We start from the raw sequence: 14759 nt of genomic DNA on the forward strand, positions 1-14759 counted from the left end.
CTGCTGATGCCAAAGGACATTAGCCTTGCCTTTGCTCTGCTTAGCGCTGGTTTAAAAGTTTCAACCAATCAAGACGAAAATGCAACCGCTTTGGCTTATAAGAGGGCTCTTGAAGACATTGGCTATTGGGCTCTACAGAAGGCAACAGAAGACGTTTTGCGCGGTAAGGCAATAGGACTTTCAGCAACCTTCATGCCTGCTACTTCTGAGTTTGTTCTCTATTGCGGACAGCTTGAAAACAATTGCCGGCGTATGATTGATTACATTCACAAAACTTTAAATAAAGGCGAGGCCAATGTTTAAAAAACAAAAGACCATTGTCGCCACCCTATCGGGCTATGCAAACCATAAAGCAGGCGTACAACAAGTGTTCTACAACCTCTACGAGGACAAATACGGGCGGCGTTTCATGCAACGCTTTGAAGGCAAAACCTATAATTACACACCCTTTGGTGCTGATTTTAGCGTTGCGGCCTATGTTGATGCTTGGCTCCATGGCGGCTCTTTGCCAAAGCCTTTTTAGCAAAAAGCCAAGCCGAAGAAGCCGAAAACCTGCTTGATTTGGAAGAGATTACAGGACTACAGCTATTTGAACAGAAGGAAACCACACAATGTCTAGCCTAAATAAAGTTATACTTATTGGCCATTTGGGCAGAGATCCAGAAATCAAAGCCATGCAAACGGGCGGGCAAGTGGCTCTATTCTCATTAGCAACTAGTGAACGCTGGAAGGATAAGAACACGGGTGAGAAGCGCGAAAAGACCGAATGGCATCGCATTGTGATTTTTGACGAAAACCTTGTCAATATTGCCGCCTCTTATCTAAAAAAGGGAAGCCATATCTACGTAGAAGGGCAATTACAAACCCGCAAATGGAAAGACCAAAGCGGTGTGGAACATTACACCACAGAAGTTGTTTTACAGAAATACCGCGGTGTTATCCAAATGCTGGGGCAAGCAGGCAATCAAGGTCAAGACACACAGCAAGTCACAAGCCAAAAGCCCCCAGCTGGTGCTAGCACCATGACCTATGGCCAACACAGAGGCCAAACACAGGCATCCTATCAAGCGCCATTATCCTACGATGATCAACTCAATGATGAAATACCGTTTTAGAGAGGCAAACGATTGCAAAACGCGTGCTTATCATTGATTAATATTTTAATATTTCATCCAAGGAAAGCGAAACAAAGATGATTGATCCTGCACTGTTCAATTTACCATGGTTGACATTGGTCACATTAGCCTCTGGCTATGCTGGGTATCATATTGCCAATAACGGCATACACATGGATGATAGAACCGCAAACATCTTCTTCCCATCCCTTTGCTTTGGCTTGATTGGTGCGAGTTTTTATAAAGCCGCCGTGTATTTTGGTATGGTTGAACCTTTTCCGGCTATCCCTGCGTTTTTTTTGGGACAATTATTATAAGCGCGCTTTGGCGTAAATATTTTCGCCTATGGTTTTATAAAATACTACGTAAGCTGGATATTAGTCACGCTAACAATATGCCATCGGCTTGGATAGGCTTTTACGAAAATACCAAAACACGTACCTATGAACTCTGTGTTCAGCTAAAGGATGGCACCAATTTTTTATCACAAGACGTCGCTAAGTTTCAAGAGCTACCTAATGGGCCTTTCGCGTTAGGCAGTACAGGCGATGTTGTCATGTATGTTACTCATGAAGCGCATCCCGAAGTTGACAACTGGATAGAACGTAAGGAAATTTTACATGAAGAAGCAGGCGCTTATGCGACCTACATCCCTGCCGATCAAATCAAGCTGGTAAGCTTGAGAAGGATATGGGCTACCTCTTGCGCAACTTTGGGGAAAGACTAGGAGGCGCAGGAGGATTCTTGACATGATCGGATGGAACTGCTTTCTGCTGAACATCTAAACCTATTTTTCTGTCATCATTTAAATATGGATACATATTCAGACTTTTAGCTATTGTGGGATGATGTATATTGTTTTTTTTCTTCTTCATGGAATCACCTTTTCTTTAAAATTATAGAAGAAGACTATTTCTATAGCTACTCAACATCACACAATATCTAAATAAAGAGTTTAATATTAAGAATTGGCAATTCCATGGAAAGCGTTAAAACTTATGACTCCCGAACCGTTGCCTATAAGTTTTTAGACCTTAAAGAAAAAAAGAGGACGGCGGCAGTTTAACGCTTACGCAAGTTTTAAAGCTTGTATATATCGCGCATGGTTGGATGTTAGGCATTTATCACCACCCGTTGATTAAAGATCCTGTTCAAGCATGGACGTATGGCCCTGTTATACCGAATCTTTATGAAGCGATTAGGCGGTTTGGTAAATCAACGGTCAAGAAGGCCGCTTTAAAGACTGACGAGACATTAAATACAGAAGCAATTAAAATCATTGAATGGGTTTACAAACATTACGGGCATTTAAGTGACTATAAGCTCTCTGATATCACTCATGCAAAAGGCACCCCTTGGGAGCAAACCTATACAGGAGAATTTGGAACACCTATTAGTGATAAGTTGATTGAAACCTACTATCGTGGGTTATGGTGTGAGGCGAAATAAAACCGTGTAAGTCTTAATCGCTACATTGCTTCTAAGCTATAGGCTTTTGCCCTAGACATCGCTCTTTTACATCAATATATAGTGTGTACCATTTATTAATACGTAATATATTGATATTATTAAGAGAAAGGAGCGAGGGATGGCAGTTAAGAAGCGCAAGAAAGCGAGAGGTCGGCCACGGATTGAAGGCGTGGCTCGTGAACCTAGTGGACGGATATCGCGTTCAGGCCATGGTTTCACACGTCGTGGTGCTAATGATAATGAACCAATTGATTTACTAGCCCTAAGGATGCGTGCAAAGCATGCAGGCCTATCATTGGAAGATGCGAAGAACCCATTAGCGGCAACTTCTATTGGCCGTTTGCGTTTGCTAGGGCGCGAACAAGGATTGAGTGAAGCGCAATACGACGCCGCCGAAAAGTATTTACAGGTGCGCAATGATTATTTTGTGTGCAAAGGGTTTTGCTCATGGCTATTATGATAGACCACAAAGCCAAGACTTTACAGGAACTGTAGAAGAATGGGTTATCAAATGCACCAAACGGTGGCAAGATGCGCGGCTCGCTCTTAAAGAAGCGCAGTTTGATAACCCCGATGACAATCTATTCGCGGCTATTCAGTATATCGTTGAGGATGATATGGATGTATCACATTTGGTAGGTGCTCTCCGTTTAGCTCTCAACGCTTTGTCGCGCCATTTTTTACTTGACAAAAGCATGTCATAAATAGAAACTGACATTGGGTGCTGTGAAGATTTCCGCCTAAATTTTGGTTCGACTTTGTAACGAACATTTTCACTTACCTTTCCCGACAATGCAGTGCATAGAGGTGATCCATGGCGTTCAGTAACGACGAGGCTGTCACTGTGCGCTTTGATCTAAAAGACGCCAATAACATGTTGGATGTCTTAGGTGAGACGCAATTACACAAAGTAGCAAGCGCCTCTATCAATAATACGCTTAGCAAGGCGCGTACCAAAACAATCACCATGATCCGCAAGAAAGCGGGTCTACCTGCTAAATACCGCAAGAACTATTTGAATGATAAGGTGAGGCGTTCAGCGAAAGCTACGCCCCAGCAACTCTATTCTAAGATGATTGTGCTCTATGGAGATATCCCGCTTAAGCTGTTTAAGCATGAGGAGCAAGCAAGCATCGGTATGCAGGTTGAACTGCTTGGTGGCAAGCAGATGTTTGCAGGCTATTTTGATCATGGCGGCACCTTCCCCAACCGTACGCCGCTAAAGCCTAAATTAAACAATCATGTATTCATGCGCGATCCAAGCAAGACTAAGCGTGTGCGCTTAGCTAATGGTAAGACAAAACTTGTGCCGCGTTTGATCAGGCCTCTAGGTGTTAATGCCGCATCAATTATGACCCGCGATGGTATGCAGGCTAAAGTAGCGCAGATGGTTAGCACGATGTTTCAAGAGACCATGCAGAAGAACATCAACAAGGCTCTGCTTGCTTAAGTGAAGTGGGTTTAATTTTCCAATAATTAGAAAAATATTCTAATATTGCCAAGGTACTTCCCGCGGGGGGGGCATAGGCGGGTCGATGCGCAGCGCGATATTTTTCTAGCGTTAGGGATTTTTAAATCACTTAACTTGTTAACTCATTGAAACAAAATACAATTATTTGACGCTAATTTTCTTGGGATTATCGTAGCTATTTTGCAAAGCATTTCTATGCGGCTTTTGGAGATTTTTTACAAAAATGTCAGAGCTAGAATTAGAAAATAATTCTAATACAAAAGAGCGGCGCGCCCTATTCTCTAAGCGTCTAGGGGTTAGCAAGGCCTATATAACCCAACTTGTAAAGAAGGGTTTGCCCACAAGCGATGATGGTCAATTCATCCTCGTTGATGAAGCTTTAGCATGGATTAAGGCCAACATTGCGCCCGCCTATAAAAAGAGTAAAGTCGGTGAAGTTGTTAACCTTGATCTTGAAGTTAAGTAAGTCGCGCTTAACTCTTGCCCAAGCAGAGAAGGTAGAATTTGAACTTAGTGTTAAAAAAGGAGAATACATAAGAACCGATCAAGTGATACGATCGATTTTTGCGTTTACCCGTAATTGCCGTGATATGCTGATGTTGTTTCCAAGTCGCCGCAGTGCCGATATTGCTGCCGCGTTAGAATGTGACCATGGCAAGGTTGTTATTGTTTTGGAGCAACATATTCGCGAAGCTTTGATAGAGATCGCCAATATTCCTTTGCCTGACTTCTCTCAAATAGGTGATGATGAAGAAAATGGCCAAGATGCATCAGACCAAGATGATAGCGAGCGCGAAGCGGCAGGCTAAGAACCTCGCGCGTGTAGCAGAGGCTTTGGCAGAAGGGTTTCGGCCTGACCCCGCCTATACGGTGTCTCAATGGGCAGACATTCATCGCTATCTATCAACAGAAGCAAGCGCGGAAGCTGGATTATGGCGGACATCAAGAACGCCTTATCTGCGCGAGATCGAGATCATGGACAATCTGTCGAGCTATTCAAGCATTGAGACGACGGTTGTTATGAAGGGCGCGCAAATTGGTATGTCAGAAGCGGCGCTAAACTTCTGCGGTTATGCCATACACCATTCGCCTGGCCCCATTCTGTACGTGATGCCTACGGTAGATATGGCAAAGAAGCTCTCAAAGATGCGTGTTGAGCATATGATACGCAACAGCAAGGCTTTGTCAGAGCGCATTGCCCCACCACGCGCGCGCGATAGCGGCAATACGCTGTTTATGAAGGAGTTTGCAGGGGGCTCGCTAAACTTGACGGGCGCTAATTCAGCGGTGGGCTTGCGCTCTATGTCTATTCGCTATTTAGTGCTTGATGAGGTTGATGGGTATCCGATTAATGTTGATGGTGAGGGTGACCCCGTTACCCTTGCTCTTCGTCGTACGGCAAGCTACCCGCGGCGTAAGGTATTTATGCTCTCAACGCCAGCAAGCCTTGAGACCAGCCGTATTAAAGCCGAATTTGAGAAGGGTGATCAGCGTTATTATAATGTTGTGTGTGAAGATTGTCATGAGCTACAGCCTATTACGTGGGCGCAGATCCGCTGGCCTGAAGACAAGCCTGAGGAGGCTCACTTTTTTTGCGCCCATTGTGGCGCTATTCATGAGGAACATCGCAAGGCGGCGTTGCTGAGCGAAGCCAATGGCGCGCGTTGGGTAGCAACCAAACAGAGCCGCTATAACAACTTTCGCTCCTATCACCTATCGGCGCTTTATTCGCCATGGTTTACGTGGGGTGAATGCGCACGTGCGTTTTTAGAGGCTAAGAGTGACCCAGCAACGCTACAATCTTTTGTCAATACGGTTTTAGGTGAACCTTGGGAAGAGCGCCAAGGAGCGGCAAATGATGCAACAAAGCTCTATGCTTTGCGTGAAGAATATGAACTTTTACCGCCGCAGGTGGCGCTTCTAACCTGTGGTGTTGATGTGCAACCTGATCGCTTAGAGTTGGGCTTGTTGGCTGGGGGCGTGGTGAAGAGAGCTGGAACATTGATTATAAAATCATTCAAGGTAATCCATCGGAAGGAAGAGTTTGGGAACGTTTGGACGGCTATTTAGACAAGCGTTGGCCGCATCCTGCTTTTCAAGAAAAGGGGGGTATGAAAATTCATGCGATCTGTGTTGACACGGGCGGTAGCAATACGCAAGCGGTGTATGATTATGTCAGAGACCGTGAAAACCGTCGTATTTGGGGCGTGAAGGGCAAAGGCGGCTCTTATCAGGTGTGGCCGAAAAGACCCAGCCGTAAAAACAAAGGCAAGATCAATCTTTATAATGTGGGCGTAGATGCCGCTAAAGACATGATTATGGCGCGCCTTAACAAGGTAGGTGCAGAAGCTTGCGGCTCTGGTGCCTGTCATTTTCATAAGGATCGTGACCTTGAGTATTTTGAGCAATTAACAGCAGAATATAAGAAAATAGTCTATCGCGATGGCCGCAAGAAATATGCATGGGTAAAGGCCAAAGCGGCGCGCAATGAGGCACTAGATTGCCGTGTCTACGCCTATGCGGCGCTTAAAGGCCTTTTAGCTGAGGATGTTGATTTGACGGCGGAGGCAGATTGGATAGCAGAGTTCCTTTCTTGCGATGCATCGCGCGAAAAGCCTGCGATTAAAATAGTGCCTACCCCCTATAACGCTCTATGTGCTTTGCGCCGCCCATTGTCTGATGAACCGAAAAAACATGTGAAGAAAGGTTTGTATCGTGGCTGGTAGGTTAGAGGATTTAAAGAAACAAAGAGCACAATTAGAAACAGCGCTTTATTCCGGCACGCAATCGCTCAAACATGGCGATAAACAAATTATTTATAAAACCACGGCCGACATTCGCCGCGCTTTGGATGATCTGGATGAACAGATTGCCAAATTAGAGGGACGCGGGAAAATAAAAATCTTTAATCTTTATCCAAGTAGAGGTTTGCGTGGCTAATTTTTTTCAGAATTTATTTACTGGGGCAATGCGCCACGCACGCCTATTTTAGAAAGTGGCGCGCATGGGCGCAAACTTGAAGATTTTGAGCCAACCAGAAAACATATCAATGCGGCCATTCAAGAGGCAGGCGACACAATAGACGCGCGTTTGCGTTGGGCTTATAATAATATTCCCCTTTATGGCGGGGCGGCTGACCAATGGGCATCATCGGCTATTGTTGACGGCATTAAACCGATGCCGATTATTAAAGGCTATGACAGTGAGCGCGATGCTTTAATAAAGCGCTGGTGGCGTTGGGTTGATGAAGCGGATTATTATGGTCGTAGTAGTTTTTATGGTTTACAGCAACTGATAGCACGTGAAGTGTTTTTGATGGGCGAATGTTTTGTGATTTTACGAAGCATCAAGCCAACCACATCTTACGTAGATTTACCGTTTCGATTAGAAGTTTTGCCAAAAGAAATGTTGGATGTGCACTATGATGCCCCCGCTAAAATAGAGGGCCATTATATACGTATGGGCATTGAATTTGATGCTAATGACCAATGCGTAGCCTACCATTTTTTTACACGTCATCCTGCAGATTATACACCGTTTACGCAAAAAAATAGGCATCAAACCTATGTTCGGGTTGATGCAGTCGATGTTATTCATGTTTGCGAAAACCGTGATGCAGGGCAGTTGCGTGGCCTATCACGGGCCACACGCTCGCTTATTAAATTTTTTGAGCTCAATTGCTATGACGAAGCGGAGCTTGATAGAAAGCGTGCTAGTGCACTTTTTGCTTTTTTCTTTACAGGGCGGGGCGAGTTGCCTGTGGATCCAAATGAGCGCAACAAAAACAAGGCGCGCGCACATTTGCCTGATACAATTACTGGTGGTGCGGCATTAGATTTAGGCGATGATAAGGATGTTAAATTTTCAACACCTACCGATGTTGGTGGCAATTATGGTGAGTTTCAATACCAAAATTTATTAAAGATTTGTGCGGGACTTAACATGCCCTACGCATTAGTGACGGGCGATGTGACAAGAGGTAATTTCTCAAATGCGCGCACAGCGCTCGGCCAGTTCCGCCGTCTTATAAGGCAATGGCGTGAAGAAATCATCGGCTATCAGTTAAATAGATTGGTTTGGCGGCGTTTTGTTGAGATGTCTGTCTTGTATAGCAAAGTACATTTGCCCCACTTTGATGAAGATCCTTATCAATGGTTTGATATTTTAAACTTTGGCCCGCAATTAGAAATGATTGATCCGCTTAAAGATATCATGGCGGAAAAGCTAGAAATTGCTTCGGGTTTAAAAACGCTGACAATGGCGTTGAACGAGCGGGGTTATGATGCAAAAACCGTCCTACAAGATCGCGCCGATGAATTGGCCTTTTTAAACACGCTTGGGCTTAAGTTTAGCGACGACGGTAGTAGCGTTATTCAGGATGAAAAAAGCGATGAGGACGATGAATGAAGCTAGCTTTCCGTATATGAGCGCGCGTCTATTCAACACACCCCACATGATCACTAGCGACAAGCTAGAGATGATTATTCAAGGGTTAGAGCCTCGCTTGTTTAGCGAAAATTTAGCCGCCATCAAAGGACAAAACTTGGATACTGTGCCCTTTAACGTGGTTGATAATATTGCGGTTTTACCTGTTCATGGCACATTGGTTACGCGCGGTGGCTATATGGCAGCGCAGTCGGGACTAGTATCTTATCCGATGATTGGGGCAAATTTTGCACAAGCTTTAGCACGCGATGATGTTAAAGGCATTTTGCTTGATATTGATAGCAGTGGCGGCGAGAGCAACGGCATTTTTGATTTGGTAGCTGATATGCGGGCACAAGCGCAAGCGTGTGGTAAGCCCGTTTGGTCAATTGCCAATTACGCTGCTTGTTCGGCTGCTTATATGTTGGCTTGTGTTGGTGAAAAAATTTACACCACACAAACTAGCACCATGGGGTCGATCGGTGTTGTTTGGGCGCATATTGACCAATCGAAAGCCGATGCGCAAGCAGGCAATAAATGGACCCTTATACATTCTGGCAAGAATAAGATTGATGGCAATACGCATAGGCCGTTAAGCGATGATGCTTTTGCAAAGATGCAAAATGTCTGTGACCAGCTTTATGAAATGTTTGTCACAAACGTTGCACACACACGCGGCCTTGATGCGGAATGTATCCGTCAAACCCAAGCCAGTAGTTACTTTGGCATAGAGGCCGTTGCGCACGGGTTGGCTGATGGCGTGGCTTCTCTAGACGAAACACTACTGAGATTTCAACAAAGCATAAACTTAGGAAAGGATGCCGCAATGGCGCGACACTTAAAAGCACAAAGCGCGTTTGAAGACGACGACGACGAAAAAAACACATCCACGCAAGAGAGCGAAAAGGATGAGGAAACACCGCACGCTGAAGACGCGCCCGCAATTGGTGAAGAAGAAGATGTCGGGGATGATGGCGATCTATTTCCTGATGAAGTTGATGTGGGCGAGGATTTTATCATCGATGATGAAGAGAATTCACACCGCAAGCAAAGCGGCAAGGCGGAGTCGCAAATTCAGCAATTCGTGAACGACAACGCACTATTGCTCTTATTAACTTAGCCAAGCAAATGCGCCGTTTGGATCTTAATTTTAATGCCGAGGCGGCGATTAAACAACAGTTAAGCGTAGGCCAAGCTAAGAGTAAAATTATAGACCAGCTTGTGAAACGCTCTCAACTTGGCATACAGGCAAAAACAACAAAACAACGCACCCTTTTAGGCGAAGAAATCAATACAAGCGTGCAATTGACCGCTCAATGGAAAGAGCGTTTAGATGCTAAGAAAGGTCAACCACAATGAAATATGAAGCCTATACGCAAGGCCCGTTAACAGGTGCTTATTTACTTGAAGATTTTTATAATCTTTCGCGTGAAAAGGTTGTTTTTGCTCAAGGTTATCTCATTCAAGCAGGACAAGTTTTGGGGAAAATCACGGAAACGGGGAAATACGCGCCGCTTGATTTTAGTGCGACGGATGGGCGCGAAACCGCCTACGCTATTTCATATGATACTGTGGATACGACCGATGAAGAACAGGTGGCTGTTATCACAGCGCGCCTTAGTGCGGCAAAAATTGATTACATTCTTTGGCCAGAAACCGCCACTGATCAGCAAATTGAAACTGCACGCCTTGCCTTACAAGCGCATCACATCGTGCTACGTTAATTGAGCTTTTGCGAGGAGTTTACAAGATGAATTTAACAAAACTAGCCGAGCACAAGTTGTTTTCGGCTACCACCATGACCGATGCGTTGCGCTATTTTGATTACCAACCAAGTTTGCTTGGCGCCTTGGATATTTTTCAAACAGTAGCCAGTTCAACCATTGATGTCGCCATTGAGCGCGAACAAAATATTATCAAGATTGTGCCATGCACACCACGCGGTGGGCCTGCCACTACACCCAATAGGGGCGTACGTGACATTCGTTTTGTTTCAACGCCACGTATAGCAATTGAAAGCACACTATTACGCGGCTTCTTTCCAAGATGTACGCAAGTTGGGGGAATGGAACGCTCTTGATAGTCTTTTTGACAAAGTCGCCAACGAGGAAGAACAGCTTATTAAAAGCATTGAACTTACAAAGGAGAATATGCGGCTTGGAGCGGTGCAAGGCATGGTTTATGATGCCGATGGCTCTGTATTGTACGATTGGTTTAAGCTGTGGAACGTGAAAAGGCCCCAACCTATCGACTTTAACCTTAGTGATCCAGATGCCAATATCTCTATCACCTGTAGCGATGTTATCCGCCAAATGCAACGGGCAAGTAAGGGCGCCTTTATTGATGGCGGTAGTGTTATTGGTTTATGTGGCGATGCTTTTTATGATGCTTTGCGCACCCACCCTAAGGTGGAAAACATCTATCTAAATACGCAAAACGCACTTGCTTTGGGCGGTACATTCGGCGTTTCCAATATTGCAACCATTAACGGCAAGACATATCCCACTTTTACCTATGGGGGTATTCAATTTATTAATTATCGTTCGTTGTTGATGATTATGATGACAAAGCCCTACGTGGTACGCAAAAGGCCATTGGCATTAAATCTAATGAATGCCAATTCATACCGCAAGGAGCCGATGGTGTCTTCCAGCAAACCTTTGCCCCTGCTGAGAGCTTTGAATTTGTTAACCAGCAAGGTTTGCCGCTTTATGCTGAACTTATTCCAGATCGTGATAGCAATGCTTGGATTAAAGTTCGTATAGCTAGCTATCCGCTGTTTATTTGTACTAATCCAGCCATGCTTTTGCGCGGTGTTAACGCAACAAGTCAAAGAAGAGCAAACAAAACGCTTTAGGATGAACAATGGATAGGTTGCAAGTATTGTCTGCGCTTGGGCTGGATAACATTTCTGCTGAGACTGGTGCTCAACAGATTATCGGGCTTGAGGTAAAAGACGATGTCATTCGCCCTATTGAGCGGGGGGTGTTGCACGCGCAAGTAGCTTCTGTGCAAGAGAAGACGCGCTCTATCATCATCCATGGTTTTGTACGCGAGGCCTTGATTACCTTAGACCCATTGCAAGATGGGTCTAAGCTTTCTGCTCAAGAGATTGATAAGGTCTTATTGGCAAAGGCCAAAGCGGCCATTCCTGCCCTTATCGAAAACATGGACCTAATCTTTGAGATCTTTCGCTTTGGTGCCATGCAAGGCGTAGTTTATGACGTGAATGGCAGTGTATTGGTTGATTGGTTTGATGTTTTTGGCATTAAGCGGCCAGAGCCTATCCAATTTAGCCTTGATGATAGTGACACAGACATTGCAAGCCTTTGTAGCCATGTGATAGAGGCGATGAAACGCGCCTGCCATGGTGCCTTCCCCACAAATGGAAGTGCCCTTGCCCTATGTGGAGAGGCATTTTACGATGCGCTTATCCAGCACCCACAGGTACAGGCTCAGGCCATTGAGGGCGGCTTTACCTATGGTGGTATTACATTCATGGATTATCATGGCGTTAGTGATTATGAGGGACGTGCGCGCTTTGGCATACCCGATGCAATCGGTATGAAGTCCAATGAATGTCAATTCATCCCGCAAGGGATGGGAGGGATTTTTTACGAGATCTTCACGCGCAACGACGCGGTAGAAGGCGCTCATGATAGCGTGCTTGAGATGTATACAGAGGTTTTCATGGGTGATGCGCAAACCCCGTGGATACGGCCGCGTATTTCTAGCAATGGTTTGTTTATTTGTGCTCAGCCGCAAATGTTATTGCGCGGCATTGGATTTTCTAAGGCGCCAGAAACGGCTAAAGCCAAGCCTCCCGCATCAAAAAATGTAAAAGGCTTTTTTAAAGGCCTTGGTGTGTTTGAAACGCGCCTATGCAATGCCCCTTTTGTTGATATCCATGATGGAGACAACATAATAAAAATTATTCCCCTTGATCGGCTTGGTGCACAGAGCAATAGCAGGCTTAATCATGATTGAGAACTGGAACGCTAACCTTAAGGCCATGAATGATGTCTTATGTGAGACCTTTGGCAAGGCTCTAACCTATACACGCAAAACTACGGGCGAAGTTTTTAGCATAAGCGCCATTTATGATGAGACCTATGCGCAAGACCCCGTCTATGGCACAACAGATTTTACCAATCCTATTAAAATGCTTGATATTCGCCTTAGCGATATAGGCGGTGCCCCCAAACAAGGTGATAGGGTTGTTTTGGATCAGGAGACCTTCATCATTAGTGATGTGATCACCTCGACCAGCGGTATGATGAAAGTGGCTTTAGTAGAAGACCACGCCTGATAGGAAGCGCTATAATATGAGCACCCATCGCCTACTTATTCGCAACACGATTATTGACCTGCTTAAGGCTGGAAACACCATAGCTGGCAAGAATGTGTTTGCGCAACGGGCGTTTGCGCTTAACAAAGATATATTCCCTGCTCTACTTGTTTACACATTAGGTGAGGATTTAGACCTTGAGCAAGTGCAAGACTACGGTATGCGGCGGCGTACCCTGCATATAGCGATTGAATGTTGCATAGCGGGCTATGAGCAGGAAGATGATATGGATCGTTTGACGTGGGATGTCGAAACCATTCTCTATCAAGCGCCTAATCTTAATAGATTGGTAGAAAGCTGCTTATTGACCCAATGGGAGTATCATGGGGGCGCAAAAGGAACGACACTTGCCCTTTGGGCGACCCTTTATTACGACATCATCTATTGCACCCATATGGCGCCAAGCGATGAAGCGGTAGTGGTGCACAGCGTGCGCTATAGCTATGAGCCCGATACGGGGCTTTCGCACCGCAATGATTATCAAGAGGCTTTATAGATGTATAGCGAGTTGTATCGTCGTCTCATTGATTTAGAGCGGCGCGTTGCTGGTTTAGTGGTGGTTGGTAGTGTATCACAAGCCAATCATGAGAATGGGCGCTACCGTGTTAAAAGTGGTGACCTTGAGACCGATTGGTTGCCCGATATACAGCCGCGTGCGGGCAAGACCCGCCAATGGAGCGGGGCGTGATGTGTGGGCGAGCAAGTTGTTATGGCGTGTCCAAGCGGTGATTTGGCGCAAGGGGTGATTGTAGGGGCGCTTGCGACCGAGACTACTCAAGCGGCCGATAAAGGCAACCTACACCGCACCGTTTATCCTGATGGAAGCCAAATAGAGTATGATGATGAACGCCATAGCTATACAATGACCATTGCGGACAAAGGCACATTTGATGTGTCTATTAGCAGTGGTGGCGGCTTTAGCCTTGCCATTGAGGGCGGCGCTAAGATCAGCGCTAAGGATGGCGTGCTAGAGATTTACGCGCCGCGTGGCATTATGCTTACTACCGATGAAACCATCGGGATTAATGCACAAGCTATGCAAACAAAACTGCCCAAAGGCATTAGCATTAAAACTGATGGCGATTTGGGGATAGAAGCACAAAATATAACCACCAAAGCCGCAAATCACATGCACCTACAAGCAGGTGGTGTCGCCATTCAATCAGGCACGCTTAGCCATAATGGTAGCAATATTGGGCAAAACCACGTGCATGGTGGCGTTGCGGTCGGTGGCTCTATCACTACCTCAGCGCAATAGAGAGATAGTATGAGCGATCCTGTATTGTTTCTTCTAGTCTGGCAGATATGGGCTATATTAGCTTGTGGATACGTTGGGTATCATATTGCCAATAACGGCATACACACGGATGATAGAACCGCAAACATCTTCTTTCCATCCCTTTGCTTTGGCTTGATTGGTGCGAGTTTTTATAAAGCCGCCGTGTATTTTGGTATGGCTGAACCTTTTCCGGCTATCCCTGCGTTTTTTGGGACAATTATTATAAGCGCGCTTTGGCGTAAATATTTTCGCCTATGGTTTTATAAAATATTACGTAAGTTGGATATTAGTCACTGCGACCACACCCCTTCTGCTTGGATCCAGTTTAGCGAAACTCTAAATGCGCGTCCTCAGGAAATTAATGTTGTTTTGAAAGATGATACTACCCTTGTATCAAGAGGTCTTCATCGTTTTGTAAACCTTCCTAACGGTCCCTATGCTTTGGGGGCGACAGGCGACGTAGTGCTTTATATTACGCATTCAATGGCCCCTGCCCAAGAAGACTGGATAGAATATGAAGATGTTTTACACAAAGAAGCAGGTGCTTACGCGACTTACATTCCTGCTGATCAGATCAAAATGGTAAGCTTGAGAAGAACGTGCGCGACTTCTTAGAATTCCCAGCGCAATAGAGAGATATTATGTTGATTG

Annotated in this window: 24 protein-coding genes and 2 pseudogenes; all 26 read left to right on the forward strand. The window is 45.3% G+C overall.

Features of this window, described 5'->3' with window-relative positions:
* The first annotated feature begins 6 nt into the window (after window positions 1-6).
* The 26 genes and pseudogenes from ACK28X_RS02055 to ACK28X_RS02180 all read left to right on the forward strand — a co-directional run bounded on the left by ACK28X_RS02055 (window position 7) and on the right by ACK28X_RS02180 (window position 14723).
* A complete protein-coding gene (locus ACK28X_RS02055; protein WP_412058023.1) occupies window positions 7-303 on the forward strand; it encodes a hypothetical protein in 297 nt (98 codons plus the stop codon).
* The gene (locus ACK28X_RS02060; RefSeq protein ID WP_412058024.1) at window positions 296-523 is read left to right on the forward strand and encodes a hypothetical protein; all 228 of its coding nucleotides are present in this window, start codon (window positions 296-298) and stop codon (window positions 521-523) included. Before ACK28X_RS02055 ends, ACK28X_RS02060 begins: the two co-directional genes overlap by 8 nt.
* 88 nt (window positions 524-611) lie before the next feature.
* Window positions 612-1115: a single-stranded DNA-binding protein gene (gene ssb / locus ACK28X_RS02065; protein ID WP_412057081.1), complete on the forward strand. Its 504-nt coding sequence runs from the start codon at window positions 612-614 to the stop codon at window positions 1113-1115.
* Between the two features lie 77 nt (window positions 1116-1192).
* Entirely contained in the window at window positions 1193-1432 is a 240-nt protein-coding gene (locus ACK28X_RS02070) for a hypothetical protein (protein WP_412058025.1), read from the forward strand.
* A gap of 77 nt (window positions 1433-1509) precedes the next feature.
* Complete coding sequence (locus tag ACK28X_RS02075) at window positions 1510-1842, forward strand: hypothetical protein (RefSeq protein ID WP_412058026.1); 333 nt, start codon at window positions 1510-1512, stop codon at window positions 1840-1842.
* Between the two features lie 383 nt (window positions 1843-2225).
* The gene (locus ACK28X_RS02080; RefSeq protein ID WP_412058027.1) at window positions 2226-2564 is read left to right on the forward strand and encodes a Panacea domain-containing protein; all 339 of its coding nucleotides are present in this window, start codon (window positions 2226-2228) and stop codon (window positions 2562-2564) included.
* Between the two features lie 139 nt (window positions 2565-2703).
* Window positions 2704-3045, forward strand: coding sequence for a hypothetical protein (locus tag ACK28X_RS02085; RefSeq protein ID WP_412058028.1), 342 nt, complete (start codon window positions 2704-2706; stop codon window positions 3043-3045).
* A complete protein-coding gene (locus tag ACK28X_RS02090) occupies window positions 3002-3289 on the forward strand; it encodes a hypothetical protein (protein ID WP_412058029.1) in 288 nt (95 codons plus the stop codon). Before ACK28X_RS02085 ends, ACK28X_RS02090 begins: the two co-directional genes overlap by 44 nt.
* 110 nt (window positions 3290-3399) lie before the next feature.
* Window positions 3400-4035: a hypothetical protein gene (locus ACK28X_RS02095; protein WP_412058030.1), complete on the forward strand. Its 636-nt coding sequence runs from the start codon at window positions 3400-3402 to the stop codon at window positions 4033-4035.
* Between the two features lie 244 nt (window positions 4036-4279).
* Entirely contained in the window at window positions 4280-4522 is a 243-nt protein-coding gene (locus ACK28X_RS02100) for a hypothetical protein (RefSeq protein ID WP_412058031.1), read from the forward strand.
* On the forward strand, window positions 4509-4865 hold the full coding sequence (locus tag ACK28X_RS02105; RefSeq protein ID WP_412058032.1) for a hypothetical protein: 357 nt from the start codon (window positions 4509-4511) through the stop codon (window positions 4863-4865). The genes ACK28X_RS02100 and ACK28X_RS02105 overlap by 14 nt, the downstream gene beginning before the upstream one ends.
* A pseudogene (locus ACK28X_RS02110) lies at window positions 4837-6782 on the forward strand (phage terminase large subunit family protein). Before ACK28X_RS02105 ends, ACK28X_RS02110 begins: the two are co-directional and overlap by 29 nt.
* On the forward strand, window positions 6772-6996 hold the full coding sequence (locus ACK28X_RS02115) for a phage head-tail joining protein (RefSeq protein WP_412057102.1): 225 nt from the start codon (window positions 6772-6774) through the stop codon (window positions 6994-6996). Before ACK28X_RS02110 ends, ACK28X_RS02115 begins: the two are co-directional and overlap by 11 nt.
* 45 nt (window positions 6997-7041) lie before the next feature.
* Window positions 7042-8463, forward strand: coding sequence for a phage portal protein (locus tag ACK28X_RS02120; RefSeq protein ID WP_412058267.1), 1422 nt, complete (start codon window positions 7042-7044; stop codon window positions 8461-8463).
* Entirely contained in the window at window positions 8435-9601 is a 1167-nt protein-coding gene (locus ACK28X_RS02125; protein ID WP_412058033.1) for a S49 family peptidase, read from the forward strand. Before ACK28X_RS02120 ends, ACK28X_RS02125 begins: the two co-directional genes overlap by 29 nt.
* A gap of 8 nt (window positions 9602-9609) precedes the next feature.
* Window positions 9610-9840, forward strand: a complete 231-nt coding sequence (locus ACK28X_RS02130; protein ID WP_412058034.1) for a hypothetical protein — start codon at window positions 9610-9612, stop codon at window positions 9838-9840.
* Complete coding sequence (locus ACK28X_RS02135; RefSeq protein ID WP_412057106.1) at window positions 9837-10205, forward strand: head decoration protein; 369 nt, start codon at window positions 9837-9839, stop codon at window positions 10203-10205. Before ACK28X_RS02130 ends, ACK28X_RS02135 begins: the two co-directional genes overlap by 4 nt.
* Before the next feature lie 26 nt (window positions 10206-10231).
* On the forward strand, window positions 10232-10561 hold the full coding sequence (locus tag ACK28X_RS02140) for a major capsid protein (RefSeq protein ID WP_412058035.1): 330 nt from the start codon (window positions 10232-10234) through the stop codon (window positions 10559-10561).
* Window positions 10539-10967, forward strand: a pseudogene (locus tag ACK28X_RS02145) (major capsid protein); the annotation flags it as partial. The gene ACK28X_RS02140 and the pseudogene ACK28X_RS02145, both read left to right, overlap by 23 nt.
* A gap of 113 nt (window positions 10968-11080) precedes the next feature.
* Complete coding sequence (locus ACK28X_RS02150) at window positions 11081-11338, forward strand: major capsid protein (protein ID WP_412058268.1); 258 nt, start codon at window positions 11081-11083, stop codon at window positions 11336-11338.
* A gap of 8 nt (window positions 11339-11346) precedes the next feature.
* Window positions 11347-12468 carry a major capsid protein gene (locus ACK28X_RS02155; protein WP_412058036.1) on the forward strand — a complete coding sequence of 374 codons (1122 nt, stop codon included), beginning with the start codon at window positions 11347-11349 and terminating at the stop codon, window positions 12466-12468.
* Entirely contained in the window at window positions 12461-12790 is a 330-nt protein-coding gene (locus tag ACK28X_RS02160; RefSeq protein WP_412058037.1) for a hypothetical protein, read from the forward strand. The genes ACK28X_RS02155 and ACK28X_RS02160 overlap by 8 nt, the downstream gene beginning before the upstream one ends.
* 16 nt (window positions 12791-12806) lie before the next feature.
* Window positions 12807-13325: a hypothetical protein gene (locus ACK28X_RS02165; protein WP_412058038.1), complete on the forward strand. Its 519-nt coding sequence runs from the start codon at window positions 12807-12809 to the stop codon at window positions 13323-13325.
* Window positions 13326-13517 (forward strand): hypothetical protein, encoded by a 192-nt coding sequence (locus ACK28X_RS02170; protein ID WP_412058039.1) that lies wholly within the window; start codon window positions 13326-13328, stop codon window positions 13515-13517.
* Between the two features lie 3 nt (window positions 13518-13520).
* Complete coding sequence (locus ACK28X_RS02175; protein ID WP_412058040.1) at window positions 13521-14087, forward strand: phage baseplate assembly protein V; 567 nt, start codon at window positions 13521-13523, stop codon at window positions 14085-14087.
* A gap of 9 nt (window positions 14088-14096) precedes the next feature.
* Window positions 14097-14723, forward strand: a complete 627-nt coding sequence (locus ACK28X_RS02180; protein ID WP_412057182.1) for a hypothetical protein — start codon at window positions 14097-14099, stop codon at window positions 14721-14723.
* The last annotated feature ends 36 nt before the right edge of the window (window positions 14724-14759 follow it).

It is taken from the genome of Bartonella sp. DGB2 (assembly GCF_046843095.1).
GTDB lineage: Bacteria > Pseudomonadota > Alphaproteobacteria > Rhizobiales > Rhizobiaceae > Bartonella.

Coding starts and splice junctions, on each gene's coding strand:
- ACK28X_RS02135 (WP_412057106.1), top strand. CDS start 9,837: ATGAAATATGAAGCCTATACGCAAGGCCCGTTAACAGGTGCTTATTTA.
- ACK28X_RS02055 (WP_412058023.1), top strand. CDS start 7: ATGCCAAAGGACATTAGCCTTGCCTTTGCTCTGCTTAGCGCTGGTTTA.
- ACK28X_RS02100 (WP_412058031.1), top strand. CDS start 4,280: ATGTCAGAGCTAGAATTAGAAAATAATTCTAATACAAAAGAGCGGCGC.
- ACK28X_RS02140 (WP_412058035.1), top strand. CDS start 10,232: ATGAATTTAACAAAACTAGCCGAGCACAAGTTGTTTTCGGCTACCACC.
- ACK28X_RS02170 (WP_412058039.1), top strand. CDS start 13,326: ATGTATAGCGAGTTGTATCGTCGTCTCATTGATTTAGAGCGGCGCGTT.
- ACK28X_RS02160 (WP_412058037.1), top strand. CDS start 12,461: ATGATTGAGAACTGGAACGCTAACCTTAAGGCCATGAATGATGTCTTA.
- ACK28X_RS02060 (WP_412058024.1), top strand. CDS start 296: ATGTTTAAAAAACAAAAGACCATTGTCGCCACCCTATCGGGCTATGCA.
- ACK28X_RS02090 (WP_412058029.1), top strand. CDS start 3,002: ATGATTATTTTGTGTGCAAAGGGTTTTGCTCATGGCTATTATGATAGA.
- ssb (WP_412057081.1), top strand. CDS start 612: ATGTCTAGCCTAAATAAAGTTATACTTATTGGCCATTTGGGCAGAGAT.
- ACK28X_RS02085 (WP_412058028.1), top strand. CDS start 2,704: ATGGCAGTTAAGAAGCGCAAGAAAGCGAGAGGTCGGCCACGGATTGAA.
- ACK28X_RS02165 (WP_412058038.1), top strand. CDS start 12,807: ATGAGCACCCATCGCCTACTTATTCGCAACACGATTATTGACCTGCTT.
- ACK28X_RS02155 (WP_412058036.1), top strand. CDS start 11,347: ATGGATAGGTTGCAAGTATTGTCTGCGCTTGGGCTGGATAACATTTCT.
- ACK28X_RS02095 (WP_412058030.1), top strand. CDS start 3,400: ATGGCGTTCAGTAACGACGAGGCTGTCACTGTGCGCTTTGATCTAAAA.
- ACK28X_RS02180 (WP_412057182.1), top strand. CDS start 14,097: ATGAGCGATCCTGTATTGTTTCTTCTAGTCTGGCAGATATGGGCTATA.
- ACK28X_RS02070 (WP_412058025.1), top strand. CDS start 1,193: ATGATTGATCCTGCACTGTTCAATTTACCATGGTTGACATTGGTCACA.
- ACK28X_RS02080 (WP_412058027.1), top strand. CDS start 2,226: ATGTTAGGCATTTATCACCACCCGTTGATTAAAGATCCTGTTCAAGCA.
- ACK28X_RS02130 (WP_412058034.1), top strand. CDS start 9,610: ATGCGCCGTTTGGATCTTAATTTTAATGCCGAGGCGGCGATTAAACAA.
- ACK28X_RS02125 (WP_412058033.1), top strand. CDS start 8,435: ATGAAAAAAGCGATGAGGACGATGAATGAAGCTAGCTTTCCGTATATG.
- ACK28X_RS02075 (WP_412058026.1), top strand. CDS start 1,510: ATGCCATCGGCTTGGATAGGCTTTTACGAAAATACCAAAACACGTACC.